The 14,599-nt window shown below is 71.8% G+C and carries 12 protein-coding genes; 9 read left to right on the top strand and 3 right to left on the bottom strand.

Translation table 11 applies throughout. From position 1 onward, the window contains the following. The first annotated feature begins 46 nt into the window (after positions 1 to 46). From AC1HIL_RS04275 to AC1HIL_RS04260, 4 genes are all read left to right on the top strand, one after another. Positions 47 to 967, top strand: a complete 921-nt coding sequence (locus tag AC1HIL_RS04275; RefSeq protein ID WP_413761905.1) for a beta-keto acid cleavage family enzyme — start codon at positions 47 to 49, stop codon at positions 965 to 967. 38 nt (positions 968 to 1,005) lie between these two features. After that, on the top strand, positions 1,006 to 2,211 hold the full coding sequence (locus tag AC1HIL_RS04270) for an ABC transporter substrate-binding protein (RefSeq protein ID WP_479671221.1): 1,206 nt from the start codon (positions 1,006 to 1,008) through the stop codon (positions 2,209 to 2,211). Further along, positions 2,208 to 3,155: a 3-hydroxyacyl-CoA dehydrogenase NAD-binding domain-containing protein gene (locus tag AC1HIL_RS04265; RefSeq protein ID WP_479671220.1), complete on the top strand. Its 948-nt coding sequence runs from the start codon at positions 2,208 to 2,210 to the stop codon at positions 3,153 to 3,155. Before AC1HIL_RS04270 ends, AC1HIL_RS04265 begins: the two co-directional genes overlap by 4 nt. Before the next feature lie 177 nt (positions 3,156 to 3,332). Then, the gene (locus tag AC1HIL_RS04260; protein WP_479671219.1) at positions 3,333 to 5,141 is read left to right on the top strand and encodes a feruloyl-CoA synthase; all 1,809 of its coding nucleotides are present in this window, start codon (positions 3,333 to 3,335) and stop codon (positions 5,139 to 5,141) included. 3 nt (positions 5,142 to 5,144) lie between these two features. On the opposite strand, the gene AC1HIL_RS04255 is transcribed toward AC1HIL_RS04260, so the two are convergent. Then, complete coding sequence (locus AC1HIL_RS04255; protein ID WP_398500652.1) at positions 5,145 to 5,957, bottom strand: PaaX family transcriptional regulator; 813 nt, start codon at positions 5,955 to 5,957, stop codon at positions 5,145 to 5,147. Positions 5,958 to 6,036: 79 nt separating this feature from the next. On the opposite strand from AC1HIL_RS04255, the gene AC1HIL_RS04250 reads away from it, so the two are divergent. Then, a complete protein-coding gene (locus tag AC1HIL_RS04250; protein ID WP_057591780.1) occupies positions 6,037 to 6,828 on the top strand; it encodes a crotonase/enoyl-CoA hydratase family protein in 792 nt (263 codons plus the stop codon). A 32-nt stretch (positions 6,829 to 6,860) separates the two neighbouring features. Further along, positions 6,861 to 8,393 carry a class I adenylate-forming enzyme family protein gene (locus tag AC1HIL_RS04245; RefSeq protein WP_479671218.1) on the top strand — a complete coding sequence of 511 codons (1,533 nt, stop codon included), beginning with the start codon at positions 6,861 to 6,863 and terminating at the stop codon, positions 8,391 to 8,393. On the opposite strand, the gene AC1HIL_RS04240 is transcribed toward AC1HIL_RS04245, so the two are convergent. Next, complete coding sequence (locus AC1HIL_RS04240; protein ID WP_479671217.1) at positions 8,394 to 9,818, bottom strand: aminotransferase-like domain-containing protein; 1,425 nt, start codon at positions 9,816 to 9,818, stop codon at positions 8,394 to 8,396. A 143-nt stretch (positions 9,819 to 9,961) separates the two neighbouring features. Between AC1HIL_RS04240 and AC1HIL_RS04235 the strand changes: the two genes are divergently transcribed. From AC1HIL_RS04235 to AC1HIL_RS04225, 3 genes are all read left to right on the top strand, one after another. Continuing rightward, positions 9,962 to 11,251 carry a hydroxymethylglutaryl-CoA reductase, degradative gene (locus tag AC1HIL_RS04235; RefSeq protein ID WP_479671216.1) on the top strand — a complete coding sequence of 430 codons (1,290 nt, stop codon included), beginning with the start codon at positions 9,962 to 9,964 and terminating at the stop codon, positions 11,249 to 11,251. Positions 11,252 to 11,352: 101 nt separating this feature from the next. After that, a complete protein-coding gene (locus tag AC1HIL_RS04230; protein WP_479671215.1) occupies positions 11,353 to 11,808 on the top strand; it encodes a hypothetical protein in 456 nt (151 codons plus the stop codon). Beyond that, positions 11,805 to 13,193 carry a tripartite tricarboxylate transporter permease gene (locus AC1HIL_RS04225; RefSeq protein ID WP_261212173.1) on the top strand — a complete coding sequence of 463 codons (1,389 nt, stop codon included), beginning with the start codon at positions 11,805 to 11,807 and terminating at the stop codon, positions 13,191 to 13,193. Before AC1HIL_RS04230 ends, AC1HIL_RS04225 begins: the two co-directional genes overlap by 4 nt. On the opposite strand, the gene AC1HIL_RS04220 is transcribed toward AC1HIL_RS04225, so the two are convergent. Then, positions 13,190 to 14,509, bottom strand: coding sequence for an AsmA family protein (locus tag AC1HIL_RS04220; RefSeq protein WP_479671214.1), 1,320 nt, complete (start codon positions 14,507 to 14,509; stop codon positions 13,190 to 13,192). The genes AC1HIL_RS04225 and AC1HIL_RS04220 overlap by 4 nt on opposite strands. Positions 14,510 to 14,599: the final 90 nt, after the last annotated feature.

The following is a 14,599-nucleotide window of genomic DNA, read 5'->3' as shown; positions in this document are numbered from 1 at the left end:
GCCAAAAATAATGGCGCGCTCCACGAAGGACTCCAGGAACCCCGCCATGTCGAAGCGCAAAGTGATCGTGACCATCGCCCCCACCGGCGGCATGGCGCACAAGTCCCAGAACCCCCACCTCCCCACCCAGCCCGCCGAGATCGCGGCCGACGTGCTGCGCTGCTGGAACGCCGGCGCCAGCGTGGCGGCGATCCATGCGCGCCGCCCCGACGACGGCGCGACCTGCGACGCCGAGGTCTACCGCGAGATCAACAGCCGCATCCGCGCGGGCGGCTGCGACATCGTGCTCAACAACTCCACCGGCGGCGGCGTGCACGGCGACATGGTCAAGCCGCTGGCCGGCGACCGCTGGGAGATCGCCTGGGAGGAACGCATCAAGGGCATGGACGCGGGCGCCGAGATGTGCACGCTCGACGCCACCACGCTGAACCTCAGCTTCGAGGGCAGGCAGATCCTGATGGACACGCCGATCACGCGCGGGCGCGAACTCGCCGCCGGCATGAAGGCGCGCGGCATCAAGCCCGAGTGGGAGGTGTTCAGCCCCACGCACATCCTGCAGGACGCGACCACGCTGATCGGCGAGGGCCACGACGACGAGCCCTACTTCATCAACCTGGTGATGAACGTGCACCGCAACTTCCAGAACGCGATGCCCTACTCGCCGCGCTTCCTGCAGATGATGGTCGACACGCTGCCCAAGGGCAGCATCTTCGGCGTCAGCGGCATCGGCACCTCGCAGCTCGAGGCCAACGTGGCGGCGCTGCTGCTGGGCGGCCATGCGCGCGTCGGCCTGGAGGACAACCTCTACTTCCGCCACGGCGAGCTGGCCACCAACGTGCAGCTCACCGAGCGCATCGTGCGCGTGATCCGCGAGCTCGACATGGAAGTGGCGACGCCCGCCGAGGCGCGCCAGCTCATGGGCCTGCCGCGCGTGGGCACGCCGCGGCCCGAGTTCGCGCTCGGCTGAACCCGCACCCGCCAGAACAACGAACGGAGACAGATCGAATGAACCTTTCCCGCACCGCCCTGGCCCTCGCGCTCGGCGTCGCCTTTTCCGCAAGCGCATCGGCCCAGGTGTCCGACGACACGATCCGCATCGGCTTCATCAGCGACATGTCGGGCCTGTACCGCGACTACGACGGCCCGGCCGGCGCCGAGGCCATCCGCATGGCGATCGCCGACATGGGCGGCGCCATCGGCGGCAAGAAGATCGAGCTGGTCACGGCCGACCACCAGAACAAGCCCGACATCGCCGCCGCCAAGGCGCGCGAGTGGTTCGACGTGCAGAAGGTCGACATGCTGATCGGCGGCGTCAACTCGGGCGCGGCCATCGCCATGGCCGGCGTGGCGGCGGACAAGAAGAAGCCCTACTTCGTGGTGGGCTCGGGCGCGTCGAGCCTCACCAACGAGTACTGCTCGCCCTACACGGTGCACTACGCCTACGACACGGTGGCGATGGCGCGCGGCACCGCGAGCGCGGTGGTCAAGGCCGGCGGCAAGAGCTGGTACTTCGTGGCGGCCGACTACGCCTTCGGCGCCGCGCTGCAGAACGACGCGACCAAGACGGTGCTGGCGAACGGCGGCACGGTGGCGGGCTCGGTCAAGCACCCGCTGGGCGCGAGCGACTTCTCGTCCTTCATGCTGCAGGCGCAGAGCTCGAAGGCGCAGGTGCTGGCGCTGGCCAACGCGGGCGGCGACACGGTCAACGCGATCAAGTCGGCGGCCGAGTTCGGCATCGGCAAGAACATGAAGCTGGCCGGCATGATCATCACCATCAACGACGTGCATGCGCTGGGCCTCAAGGCCTCGCAGGGCATGTACCTGACCGACAGCTGGTACTGGAACCAGAGCCCCGAGGCACGCACCTGGGCGCGCCGCTTCTTCGACAAGCACAAGCGCATGCCCTCCTCCTTCCATGCCGGCGACTACTCGGCCGCGCTGCAGTACCTGCAGGCCGTGAAGGCCGCGGGCAGCGACGATGCCGACAAGGTGATGGCGCAGCTGCGCAAGACGAAGTTCGACGACATGTTCGTCAAGGGCGGCTGGCTGCGCGACGACGGCCTGATGGTGCACGACATGCACCTGATGCAGGTGAAGTCGCCCGAGGAATCGAAGGAGCCCTGGGACTACTACAAGGTGGTGGAAGCGATCCGCGGCGAGGCTGCCTGGACGACCAAGGCCGAGAGCCGCTGCGCGCGGTGGAAGTCATGAGCGCGGCGCACGGCGTACGGCGCGTCGCGGTGGTCGGCACCGGCGTGATCGGCGCGAGCTGGACCGCCTACTTCCTCGCGCAGGGCCTCGATGTCAACGCGACCGATCCCTCGCCGGGCGCCGAGGAACGGCTGCGCCAGGCGGTGGCGCAGCACTGGCCCACGCTCGAGCGCTTCGGGCTGGCCGCGGGCGCTTCGGTCGACCGGCTGCGCTTCCACGACAGCCTGGAAGACGCGGTCTCCGTGGCCGACTTCGTGCAGGAGAACGGCCCCGAGCGCATGGACTTCAAGATCGAGCTGTTCCGCCGCATGGACGCGGCCGCGCCGCCCGACGCGATCCTGGCCTCGAGCTCCTCGGGCCTGGCGATCAGCGGCGTGCAGTCGGGCTGCGCGCATCCGGACCGCGTGGTGCTGGGCCATCCGTTCAACCCGCCGCACCTGATCCCGCTGGTGGAGGTGATCGGCGGCGAGCTCACATCGGCCGACGCCATCGAGCGCACCATGGCCTTCTACGCGGCCATCGGCAAGCGGCCGATCCACGTGAAGCGCGAGGTCAAGGGCCACATCGCGAACCGGCTGCAGGCCGCGCTGTGGCGCGAGGCCTTCCACCTGGTCGAGCAGGGCGTGGCCTCGGTGGCCGACATCGACACCGCGATCGCGCATGGCCCGGGCCTGCGCTGGGCCGTGATGGGACCGTTCATGAACCTGCACCTGTCGGGCGGCGCGGGCGGCATCGCGCACGTGCTCGCGCACCTGGGCGGGCCGATCGAGGATTGGTGGAAGGACCTGGGCGCGCCGTCGATGACGCCTGCGCTCCAGGCGCAGGTGAGCGAAGGCGTGGCGCAGGAGCTGGGCGCGCGCCGCACGGCCGAGCTCGAGGCCGCGCGCGACACCCTGCTGTTGAACCTGATTCGCGCCAAGGCCGGCACCGGCACACTGGATTGAAACGAACACCAACAGCCGGACGCAGAGGACGCGAAGGTTTCGCGAAGAACGCGAAAGAGAAATCCAAAGATTTTTTCTGAATTCCTTTTGCGTCTTTCGCGAGACCTTCGCGTCCTCTGCGTCCGGAAGTCCGCTCCCGCTTTCGGCAGCCGCCCCTCAGCGCAACAGATCACCGAGATGACTGACTTCCTGCAAGACGAAAACTTCATCGCCCCGCCCCGCACGGTGCGCATCGACTTCGACGACGGCTCCTTCGCGCTGCGCTCGCCGCAGGCGCTGAAGCCCTATGCGCGCTGCATCGGCGAATGGATCGAGCGCTGGGCGCGCGAGACGCCCGATGCGCTGGCCTTCGCCGAGCGCGACGACAGCGGCGCGGACTGGCGCCGGCTCGACTACCGCGCGCTGCGCCAGGCCGTCGGCGCGGTGGCGCAGGGCCTGCTCGACCTCGACCTGCCGGCCGACGCACCGGTCGTGATCCTGTCGGACAACGCGATCGACCATGCGGTGCTGATGCTGGCCACGATGCACATCGGCCGTGCGGCCTGCTCGCTGTCGAGCGCCTATTCGCGCATGGCCAAGGATCCCTCGCGGCTGCACGAGATGCTGCGCGCGCTGCGGCCGGGGCTGGTCTATGCCTCGGATGCGAAGGCCTACGGCGCCGCGCTCGCGGGCAGTGGCGTGGAGGCGGTCACGGTGTTCAGCCGCAACGCCGACGCGCACCCCGGCGCGCTGGCCTTCGCGCAACTGCTCGCCAGCGCCGAGACGCCCGCCGTGCTGCAGGCCTTCGAGGCTGTGCTGCCCGACACCCATGCCAAGTACCTGCTGACCTCGGGCTCGACCGGCAAGCCCAAGGTGGTGATCAACACCCACCGCATGCTGTGCGCCAATCAGCAGATGATGGCCCAGACCTGGCGCTTCCTTGCGCACGAGAAGCCGGTGCTGGTCGACTGGCTGCCCTGGAGCCACACCTTCGGCGCCAACCACGACCTGAACATGGTGCTGGCGAACGGCGGCGCGCTCTACATCGACGAGGGCCGGCCCGCGCCGGGACTGATCGAGAAGACGGTGCGCAACCTGCGCGAGGTCAAGCCCACGCTGCTGTTCAACGTGCCGCGCGGCTACGACATGCTGCTGCCCTTCCTCGAGGCCGACGACGCGCTCGCCACCGAAGTGTTCTCGCGCCTGCGGCTGGCCTTCTACGCGGCCGCGGCGCTCGCGCCCTCGACCTGGCAGCGGCTCGAGGCGGTGGCGCGGCGCGTGCGGCCCGACCGGCCGCTGTGGCTCACCACCTCCTGGGGCGCCACCGAGACCTCGCCCGCGATCACCTCGGCGCACTGGAAGCTCGACGGCGCGGGCTGCATCGGCGCGCCGCTGCCGGGGCTGGAACTGAAGTTCGTGCCCAACGGCGAGAAGCTCGAGATGCGCGTGAAGGGCGTGTCGGTGTTCCCCGGCTACCGTGGCGCGCCGCGCGAGACCGCGCAGGCCTTCGACGAAGAGGGCTACTACCGGCTCGGCGACGCGGGCTTCCTGGCCGACCCCGCCGATCCGGTGCGCGGCGTGATCTTCAACGGCCGCGTGGCCGAGGACTTCAAGCTCTCGACCGGCACCTGGGTCTCGGTGGGCACGCTGCGCGTGAAGCTGGTGTCGCTGCTGGCGCCGCATGCGCAGGACGTGGTGCTCACGGGCCACGACCGCGACGAGATCGGCATGCTGGTGTTCGCGAGCCCGCAGGGCGCGGCGCTCGCGCCCGAGGCGATGGCCGAGCGCATCGCGGGCGTGCTGCGCACCTTGCGCGCGGAGGGCGCGGGCTCCTCGCAATGCCCGGCCTGCGCGCTGGTGCTGAGCGAGCCGCCGAGCCTCGATGCGGGCGAGATCACCGACAAGGGCTACATCAACCAGCGCGCGGTGTTGGTGCGGCGCGCGAGCGACGTGCAGCGGCTGCATGCGCGCGCGCCGGAGGATGCGCAGGTGGTGCGACTGGCCTGAGCTTCAGGCCACCGGCAGCGCCAGCCACTGCCGCCACAGCTGCCGCGCCGTGTCCTGGTAGCGGCGCGTGACCGCGAGCAGCTCGGCGCGCGGCTCAGGCGGCATCAGCTCGGCCGGCAGCAGCGGATCGCGGATCAGGTGCGCGATCACCGCGCGGCCCAGCAGCAGCGATTCGCGCACGGCCGTCTCGAGCGGCCGGGTGCGCAGGCGCTGCTCGCTGCGCTCGAGGCCGGCCTGCAGGCGGCGGCATTGCGCGGCCAGCGCGCGCACGTCCCACAGCCGGCGCGCGCTCGCCTGCGCCGCCTCGTCGAGGTCGGCGAGCCGGAACACCGGCGCGCCCGGCGAGAGCCCCAGTTCCTTGAGCTTGCGGCGCTCGGCCTCGAGGCCGCCCGCGAGGTTGTCGGGCCGGATCTGCAGGCCGGGCCGCAGCGGCGCGAAGCCGCGCAGCGAGAGCGCGAGACCGTGGCGGCGCCAGGCGGTCTTGTCGGCGCGCGCCACGCCGGCGTCGTGCACGGCCAGCCAGTCGCCGCGCCAGCCGACGGCCTGCGCCTGCTTGTGCAGCCAGCCGTCGACCGCGCGCGACAGCGCCGGGCCCTCGCGCTCGAGCCGGTAGTTGCCGCGCTCGCCGCGCGCGATCTTGCCCTCGGCCGCGAGCCGCGTGAGGCCCACGCGCATCGTGGTCTCGCCGATGCCCAGCAACGCGCCCGCGCGGCACAGCGCCTGCGAACTCAGCGTGCCGCCGTCGGCCACCAGCAGGTCGAGGATCAGGTCGGGCGCGCTCGGCAGGCTGACGGAGACATTACATATCTTGTCCATGTTTGCGAAATGATGAAATGTTTCCTACGATGACCGGGACCGATCCATTCCGTAATTTTGTGTCCGAAGGAGCCCGTCCATGGCATCCGAACAAACCCCCTGTGTACGCGCCGAATCCGACGGCGCCATCCTGACCGTCACCATCGACCGGCCTGCTCGGCGCAACGCGGTCGACGGCGCGGTGGCCGCCGAGCTGCGCGCGGCCTTCGAGCGCTTCGAGGCCGATGACGCCCTGCGCGTGGCGGTGCTGACCGGCGCGGGCGGCCACTTCTGCGCCGGCGCCGACCTCACTGCCGTCGGCGACCCCGCGCGGCGCAACGAGCTCGACCCCGAGGGCGGCGGCAGCGGACCGATGGGACCCACGCGCATGGCGCTGTCCAAGCCGCTGATCGCCGCGATCAACGGCTACGCGGTGGCGGGCGGGCTCGAGCTCGCGCTCTTGGCCGACCTGCGCGTGGCCGACGAGGACGCGGTGTTCGGCGTGTTCTGCCGCCGCTGGGGCGTGCCGCTGATCGACGGCGGCACGGTGCGGCTGCCGCGGCTGGTGGGCATGGGCCGCGCGCTCGACATGATCCTGACCGGCCGCCCCGTGGGCGCGGCCGAGGCACTGGCCATGGGCCTCGCGAACCGCGTCGTGCCGCCCGGCGGCGCGCTGGCCGCGGCGCAGGAGCTGGCGCGCCAGATCGCCGCCTTCCCGCAGCAATGCATGCTGGCCGACCGCCGCTCGGCCTTCGAGCAATGGGACCTGCCGCTGGCCGAGGCGCTGCGCCGCGAGGGCGCGCGCGGCGTGCCGATCGTCGCGGCCGAGGGCGAGGCGGGCGCCGCGCGCTTCGCGGGCGGCGCGGGCCGCCACGGCGAGTTCGGGCGCTGAGCGCGCCCCCACCCGAAGAACACACAGGAGACATGGACTTGCACCAAACCACCTACCTCGAACTGATCCGCCGCGGCGCGCTGCAGCACGGCCCGCGCACCGCCATCGTGTTCGGCGAACGCAGCCTGAGCTTCACCGAGGTCGACCAGCTCAGCAGCCGGCTCGCGCATGCGCTGCACGCGGCCGGCGCGGCGCCGCGCACGCGCGTGGCGCTGCTGCTCAACAACGGCCTGCACAGCGTGCCGCTGGACTTCGCCTGCGTGAAGGCCGGCATCAACCGCGTGCCGCTCAATGCACGGCTCTCGCTGGCCGAGCATGCGCGCATGCTGGCCGACACCGGCTGCACCCACCTGGTGTTCGGCCCCGACCTGGCCGAGCGCGCGGCGGCGCTGCGCGAGGCGGCACCGGGCCTGGCCTGCCTGGGCCTCGGCGCGGCGCTCGAGGGCGCGCCCGACCTGCTGGCGCGGGCGGCGACGCTGCCCGCCACGGCGCCCGACTTCGAGCCTTCGCCCGACGACGTGGTGCTCACGCTCTTCACCTCGGGCACCACCGGCACGCTGAAGGCCGCGCAGCACACGCAGGCCTCGTACGCGGCGATCTGCCGCAACGTGCTGCTGAACCTGCTGAACGCCACGCCCGAGGACGCGATGCTGCACGCGGCCTCGCTGATCCATGCCAGCGGCGTGTTCGTGCTGCCGTTCTGGCTGCGCGGCGGCCGCACCGTGATCCTGCCGGGCTTCGAGCCGGGCCTGTTCCTGCGCACGCTGCAGGCCGAGCGCATCACGGCGATCAACCTGGTGCCGACCATGCTGCAGATGCTGTTCGAGCACCCGGAGCTGGCGGCCACCGACGTGAGCGCGCTGCGCTACGTGATCTACGGCGCCTCGCCGATGCCGCGCAGCGTGATCCAGCGCGCGATGGCGGCCTGGGGCCGGCACCGCTTCTGGCAGTACTACGGCCAGACCGAGGTGCCGCTGTGCCTCGCGGTGCTGCGGCCCGAGGACCATGTCGACGAACTGCTGGGCGCCTGCGGCCAGCCCGCGCTCGAGGTCGAGATGCGCCTGGTCGACGAGGCCGGCAACGAGGTGCCCGCCGGCACGCCGGGCGAGATCGCGGTGCGCGCGCCCTCGGCCGTGGCGGGCTACCACGATGCACCCGCGCTCAATGCCGAGACCTTCGTCGCGGGCGGCTGGGTGCGCACGCGCGACGTCGGCGTGTTCGACGCGCGCGGCTTCCTGCACCTGAAGGACCGCACCTCCGACATGATCATCAGCGGCGGCTACAACGTCTACCCGCGCGAGGTCGAGGATGCGCTGATGACGCACCCCGCGGTGCGCGAGTGCGCGGTGATCGGCCTGCCGCACGAGAAGTGGGTGGAGGTGGTCACGGCGGTGGTGGTGCCGCGCGCGGGCCAGGCCGTCGACGAGGCGGCGCTGATCGCGCACGTGGCCGGGCGGCTCGCCTCGTACAAGAAGCCGCAGCGCGTGATCTTCGCCGAGGAGATTCCGAAGACAGCGGTCGGCAAGCTCAATCGGCGCGCGCTGCGCGAGCGCCACCGGGGCTGATCAGCCGCCCACGCGCTTGAGCGTGGCGCGCATCGCCTTCGCGAAGCGCGGGTCGGCCATGGCGCCGACGTTGAAGCGCGACCAGCGCGAGAGCTGCGTCGAGTCGACGCTGAAGATGCGCCCCGGCGCCATCACGATGCGCCGCGGCAGCAGCTCCCTGGCGAAGGCCAGCGAGTCGGCCACGCCCGGCAGCGCGGCCCAGACGTAGAGCGACTGCGGGCTGCGCGCGAACACCTCGGCGCCCACCGCATCGAAGAAGCGCAGTGCCTCGCGCGTGGCCTCGCCCAGGCGGTTCTGCAGCCGGTTCAGGTGGCGCTGGTAGTGGCCCTCGCTGAGGATCACGTCGACCGTGCGCTCGGCGTACTCCGAGCTGCTCACGTGGATCAGCGCCTTGAGGTCGGCGAGGTCGCTCGCGAGGTCGGCGCCGCAGGCGACGAAGCCCACGCGCAGCGCGGCCGAGAAGGACTTGGAGAAGCTGCCGATGTAGATGGTGCGCTCGAGCTGGTCGAGCGCCGCCAGGCGCGGCAGCGCGGTGGGCTTGAAGTCGGCCAGCGGGTCGTTCTCGACGATCAGCAGGTCGTGCTTCTGCGCCAGCTGCAGCACGCGGAAGGCCTTGGCCGGCGAGATGTCGGAGCCGGTCGGGTTGTGGGCCAGCGACTGGGTGAAGAACAGGCGCGGCCGCTCGGCCACCAGCAACTGCTCGAGCACCTCGAGGTCGGGCCCGTCGGCCAGCCGCGGCACCGCGAGCATCTGCGCGCCCGCGAGCTTGAGCTTGCCGAACAGCGGGTAGTAGCCGGGATCGTCGACCAGCACCTTGCCGCCGGGCGGCACGAAGTAGCGGATGACGATGTCCATGGCCTCGTTGGCGCCGTGCGTGAGCACGATCTGCCGCGGCTCGGCGCCGATGCCGAAGTCGGCCAGCTTGCGCACCAGGTGCTCGCGCAGCGGGCCGTAGCCGAAGCGGCTGCCGTAGCGGAACAGCGCGCCAAGCCCCGTGCGCACCACCTTCGGGTGGTACTTGTCCAGCCGCACGTCGGCCAGCCATTCGACCGGCGGGAAGCCGTCGCCCACGGCCACCGCGTCGGGTTCGGTCTTGAGCTGCTCGCGCATCAGCCACACGATGTCCATCGCGCGGCCCAGGCTGCCGGCATCGTCCTCGGGCGGCTTCGCGCCCGCGGGCTTCGGCTGCGCGCGCACGAAGTAGCCCGAGCCGCGGCGCGGCTCGACCAGGCCGCGCGAGACCAGGTTCTCGAAGGCCGCCACCACGGTGTTCTTGGCATAGCCGTGCAGCTGCGCGAGCTCGCGCAGCGAGGGCAGCTTGTCGCCGGCCTTGTAGGCGCCGCTGGCGATCTGGCGCGCGAGGGCCTCGGCGAGCGAATCGGCGATGGGGGCGGCGCGCGGGCCGCTTCGGGAGGGTGCGCTCATGACTGGCGACTGTGACACAGCGGGCACTGGACGCGTCGCACTGTCCCGACTGTCCCGCGAAACTGTGCCTGCCGAGGCTGGTACAGCGGGCCTAGATTCGCACGCTTCCGAATCCACCCCTTGCACGAACCGAAGCACGAACGATGGTCGCCGACGCCCGCCTCCCCAATTTCCGAGCCCTGACACCCGCGCAGCGCCTCGATCACATCGCGCAGGCCGCTGCGCTCACGCCCGAGGAGAAGGCGCTGCTCGCCACGCCCGGCGCGCTCGGCATCGAGCGCGCCAACGGCATGGTCGAGAACGTGATCGGCACCTTCGAGCTGCCGCTGGGCGTGGCCGGCAACTTCACGGTCAACGGCCGCGAGTACCTGGTGCCGATGGCGGTGGAGGAGCCCTCGGTGGTGGCCGCCGCCTCCTTCATGGCCAAGCTGGCGCGCGAGGGCGGCGGCTTCGAGGCCTCGAGCAGCGGGCCGCTGATGCGCGCGCAGGTCCAGCTGCTGGGCCTGGGCGATCCGCATGGCGCGCGGCTGGCGCTGCTGCGCGCGCGCGATCGCATCCTCGAGGTGGCGAACAGCCGCGACAAGGTGCTGATCGGCCTGGGCGGCGGCTGCCGCGACATCGAGGTGCACGTGTTCGAGGACACGCCGCGCGGCGCGATGGTGGTGCTGCACCTGGTGGTCGACGTGCGCGACGCGATGGGCGCGAACACGGTCAACACCATGGCCGAGGCGGTGTCGCCGCTGGTCGAGCAGCTCACGGGCGGCACGGTACGGCTGCGCATCCTCTCGAACCTGGCCGACCTGCGGCTGGCGCGCGCCCGCGTGCGGCTCACTCCCGCGGTGCTGAAGACCGCGGAGCGCAGCGGCGAGGAGATCGTCGAGGGCGTGCTCGACGCCTACACCTTCGCGGCCGTCGACCCCTACCGCGCGGCCACGCACAACAAGGGGATCATGAACGGCATCGACCCGGTGATCGTCGCCACCGGCAACGACTGGCGCGCGGTCGAGGCGGGCGCGCATGCCTATGCCTGCCGCCATGGCCGCTACGGCTCGCTCACCACCTGGGAGAAGGACAAGAGCGGCTCGCTGGTCGGCACCATCGAGATGCCGATGCCCGTGGGGCTGGTCGGCGGCGCCACCAAGACCCATCCGCTGGCGCGGCTGGCGCTCAGGATCCTCGGCGTGCAGTCGGCGCAGGAGCTCGGCGAGGTGGCGGTGGCCGTGGGCCTGGCGCAGAACCTCGGCGCGCTGCGCGCGCTCGCCACCGAGGGCATCCAGCGCGGCCACATGGCGCTGCATGCGCGAAACATCGCGCTGGTGGCCGGTGCCACGGGCGACGAGATCGATGCGGTCGCCAAACAGATGGCCACCGAGCACGACGTGCGCACCGATCGCGCGGTGGCGCTGCTCGAAGCCCTGCGCGCCAAAAACTGAATCTCACGGATCGCGGGAAGGTCCCGCACCACGGACCGCGGCCGATACCGCGGCGGCACGCGGGGCGCGTGCCGTCACACCAGCAAGAACGGAGACAAGCAATGAACCCGAACGGCACGACGCAGGCGCGATGGCGCCTGGTGGAAATCTGGGGCGACACGGCGGACCTGCGCCATCTCGCGGGCGCGATCGCGATCGGCATCGCCGTGAGCCTGGCCGGCTTCCTGCTGGCCAACCGCCTGCTCGCGGGCGCCGTGCGCTCGCCCGAACTGGCGCGCGCCTACGCGATGCTCGCGGGCCTCGCGGGCTGCGTGATCGCGGGCCTGATCTGCGCGCTGCTGTTCGCGCCCAAGCGCGAGGTGGTCGAAGGCGGCGCGGCCGATCCGCACTGGCGCGAGGAGGTGCTGGCCGAACTGGCCGGCGAGCACGGCGAACTCGGCGCGATGAGCGACCTGCCGCCCGCCGCGCTGCGCGAGCTCCAGGAGCTGGGCCTGCACGACCTGTTCGCCAACCACCGCCCGCGCACCCGCGCCGCCGCCGAAGGAGCCGCCTCGTGATCGACGCCGCACTGCTGAACCAGATCCTCGTCGCCACCGGCATGGGCCTCGTGGGCGCCGTGGTGTTCGCCGCCATCGGCCTCGTGTCGGGCACCGACGAGACCACCACGCTCGCGCCGCTGACCCTGCTGGTGGTGCTGCTGGGCGTGCCGCCCGCGGGCGTGTTCACCTTCTTCCTCGCGGCCGCGGTGGCCAAGCACATGACGCACGCGGTGCCGACGGCGCTGCTGGGCATTCCGGGCGACACCATGGCCACGCCGCTGCTGCAGGACGCCAACATGCTGCGCAACCTCGGCGTGCCGCACATCGCGCTGCGCAAGATGGTGTCGGGCGCGATCATCGCGGCCTTCGTCGCGGTGCCGCTGGCCGTGCTGTTCGCGGTGCTGCTCGCGCCCTACGGCGCGGCCATCACCAAGGCGGCGCCGTGGATCTTCGTGGTGGCGGCGGTCGCCATCGCCTGGTTCTCGAGCGGGCGCTGGGCCTCGGTGGCGACGCTGGTGCCGTTCGTGATCGTGATCGTGGCGCTGCAGTCGCTGACCGCCAAGTACGGCGTGAAGCTCAGCATCAGCTATTTCCTCGGCATCGCGATCGGGCCGCTGGTGGCCGACCTGTTCTCGGTGCTGTCGCCGACGGCCAGGGCGCGCATGGCGCGCGAGAAGGTGCGCACCTTCTCGCTGGCGCCCGACGTGAAGGGCTGGAGCGGCTACTTCCCGAACCCCTTCAAGGTGCTCGACCGCGGCCAGGTGAAGTGGACGCTGGCCACCGCCACCATCTCGAGCGCCACCTTCGTGTTCAGCCCGGTCGCGATGACGGTGGTGCTCGGCGAGCTGGTCGGCTCGCGCATCAAGCATGCCTACCACCGGCTCACCACCACGCTGGCCGCGCGCAACGGCGTGACCGAGGCCACCTACGTGGCCGAGGCGCTGATCCCGCTGATCGCGATCGGCCTGCCGCTGAGCCCGGTGGCCGCGGGGCCGGCCGCGCCGCTGTTCAATGCGCCGCCGGTGTTCACCATCGACGCCGCCACCGGCCAGACCCACAACCTGCACAACCTGCTGAGCCACTGGGAGTTCCTGGGCTACGGCATGCTGGCGGTGGTCCTCGCGGCGCTGGTGGCCTATCCCTTCACCATGAACTTCGCGCGCCGCGCGGCGCTGTTCGTCTCGCGCAAGGTCAGCCACGAGGCGATCATCGCCACCTTCGTCGGCCTGATCGTGGTGATCAGCGTCTGGGAAGGGCAGCTGCTGGGGCTGTTCGTGATCCTCACCATGGGCCTGCTCGGCGGGCTGCTGTCGCGCGCCATCGGCTTCAACACCGGGGTGCAGTTCATGGGCTACTACACGGCGGTGCTGACGGTGCCGGCGGTGCTGAAGGCGATCGGCTAGGGTTTCGGTTTCTTCTTCGAGCCGGGCGGCTCGTCGAGCCCGAACAGCCGCTCCACCTGCTGCCCCACGCGCGCGCCGATCGCGGTGCCCACGCCCGGCAGCACCGCGCTGCCGACGGCCGCGCCCGCGAGCGCGCCGCCGGTCAGCGAGAGCTCGGGATCGCTCATGGTGCCGCCGATCTTGAGCGGCACGCCGACCACGCCGTCGACGATGTCGACCGCGGCATCGCCCTGGATGCGCCGGTTGAACAGCCGCACGTTGCCGCTGGCGGTGAGCACGCCCGAGCGCGCCTTGAGGTTGGTGTAGCGCAGCACGGTGCCGTCGGGCGTGGCCTCGGTGTCGAGCGTGCCGCTGAGCTCGTCGAGCACGGTGCGCCCGCCGCGGCTGATGCCGGCGGTGCTCACGGCCTTGGCGAGGTCGAGCTTGGTCAGGGTGGCCGGGCTGACCGAGAACACGGTGCGCGTGCGCAGGCCGCGCATCAGGGCGCCGGCCTTGTCGGCCTCGGCCGTCAGCGTGGTCTGGCCGTGCAGCTTGCCGGCGACGAAGGTGCGGCGCCCGAAGGTCTGGACCAGCGCCTCGATGTCGACGTCGCGCGGCACGAGCTCGGCCGACACGCGCAGGCGGCCGTTGTCCAGCGACTCGAAGCGGCTGACGCCGTTCCAGCTGCCGCCCGCCACGTCGATGCGGGTCTGCCAGCGGTCGTTGCGGCCCTCGCGGTCCAGCCGCAGCCGGGCCGGCGGCGAGGCACCCGCGCGCTCGGCCAGCGCATGGCGCGGGCGCCAGCCGGGGTCGAAGTCGATCTGGCCGTCGTAGGCCAGCTCGATGTCGCGCCGGTCGATCCAGCGCACGTCGCGCCAGCGCAGCCGCTCGAGCGGCGTCTCGGCCAGCGTCCAGGGCGCGGGCAGGGCGATCCGGCCTTTCTCGATGGTCTCGGGCGCGCGGCCGCGGAAGGCCCGGATCGCCTCGCCCGGCAGCACCGCGCCCTCGACCTCGAGCGTGTCGGCGGCGACCACGCGCCTCCACAGCGGCGCGAGCTGCAGCCGCAGCGCGATGCGGTGCACGGTGACCGGGCGCGGCTGGTCGGTGGCGACGTCGGTCAGCACCAGCACCGGCATGGGCAGCAGCGACCAGTGGGCGCCGCCGATCCTGAGGCCGATGCCGTAGTGCTTCTCGAAGCCCTCGGCGATGCGCTGCGACACCTCGGCGTCGCTGGGCAGCAGCCAGCGCGCCGCGCCCCACAGCGCGAGGGCGCCCGCCAGCAGCACCAGGGCCGAGCCGGCGAGCCAGAACCGGACGCGCCGGGAGGGGGATTTCATGGGCCCAACGTAGCACGCCTAGGCGACTGCCGATGTCAGCCGCCGTCGCCAGGGCCTGTTAACTCTATAGAAGCAGCCCGGAGGGAAGCT

It is taken from the genome of Variovorax sp. ISS6 (assembly GCF_056523145.1).
The sequence above is the reverse complement of the archived record's forward strand: the minus strand, read 5'-3'. Positions and strand labels throughout refer to the sequence as shown.

Bases quoted from the DNA above. Each gene is read 5' to 3' on its own strand.
- AC1HIL_RS04275 (WP_413761905.1), top strand. From the start codon at position 47: ATGTCGAAGCGCAAAGTGATCGTGACCATCGCCCCCACCGGCGGCATG.
- AC1HIL_RS04270 (WP_479671221.1), top strand. From the start codon at position 1,006: ATGAACCTTTCCCGCACCGCCCTGGCCCTCGCGCTCGGCGTCGCCTTT.
- AC1HIL_RS04265 (WP_479671220.1), top strand. From the start codon at position 2,208: ATGAGCGCGGCGCACGGCGTACGGCGCGTCGCGGTGGTCGGCACCGGC.
- AC1HIL_RS04260 (WP_479671219.1), top strand. From the start codon at position 3,333: ATGACTGACTTCCTGCAAGACGAAAACTTCATCGCCCCGCCCCGCACG.
- AC1HIL_RS04255 (WP_398500652.1), bottom strand. From the start codon at position 5,957: ATGGACAAGATATGTAATGTCTCCGTCAGCCTGCCGAGCGCGCCCGAC.
- AC1HIL_RS04250 (WP_057591780.1), top strand. From the start codon at position 6,037: ATGGCATCCGAACAAACCCCCTGTGTACGCGCCGAATCCGACGGCGCC.
- AC1HIL_RS04245 (WP_479671218.1), top strand. From the start codon at position 6,861: ATGGACTTGCACCAAACCACCTACCTCGAACTGATCCGCCGCGGCGCG.
- AC1HIL_RS04240 (WP_479671217.1), bottom strand. From the start codon at position 9,818: ATGAGCGCACCCTCCCGAAGCGGCCCGCGCGCCGCCCCCATCGCCGAT.
- AC1HIL_RS04235 (WP_479671216.1), top strand. From the start codon at position 9,962: ATGGTCGCCGACGCCCGCCTCCCCAATTTCCGAGCCCTGACACCCGCG.
- AC1HIL_RS04230 (WP_479671215.1), top strand. From the start codon at position 11,353: ATGAACCCGAACGGCACGACGCAGGCGCGATGGCGCCTGGTGGAAATC.
- AC1HIL_RS04220 (WP_479671214.1), bottom strand. From the start codon at position 14,509: ATGAAATCCCCCTCCCGGCGCGTCCGGTTCTGGCTCGCCGGCTCGGCC.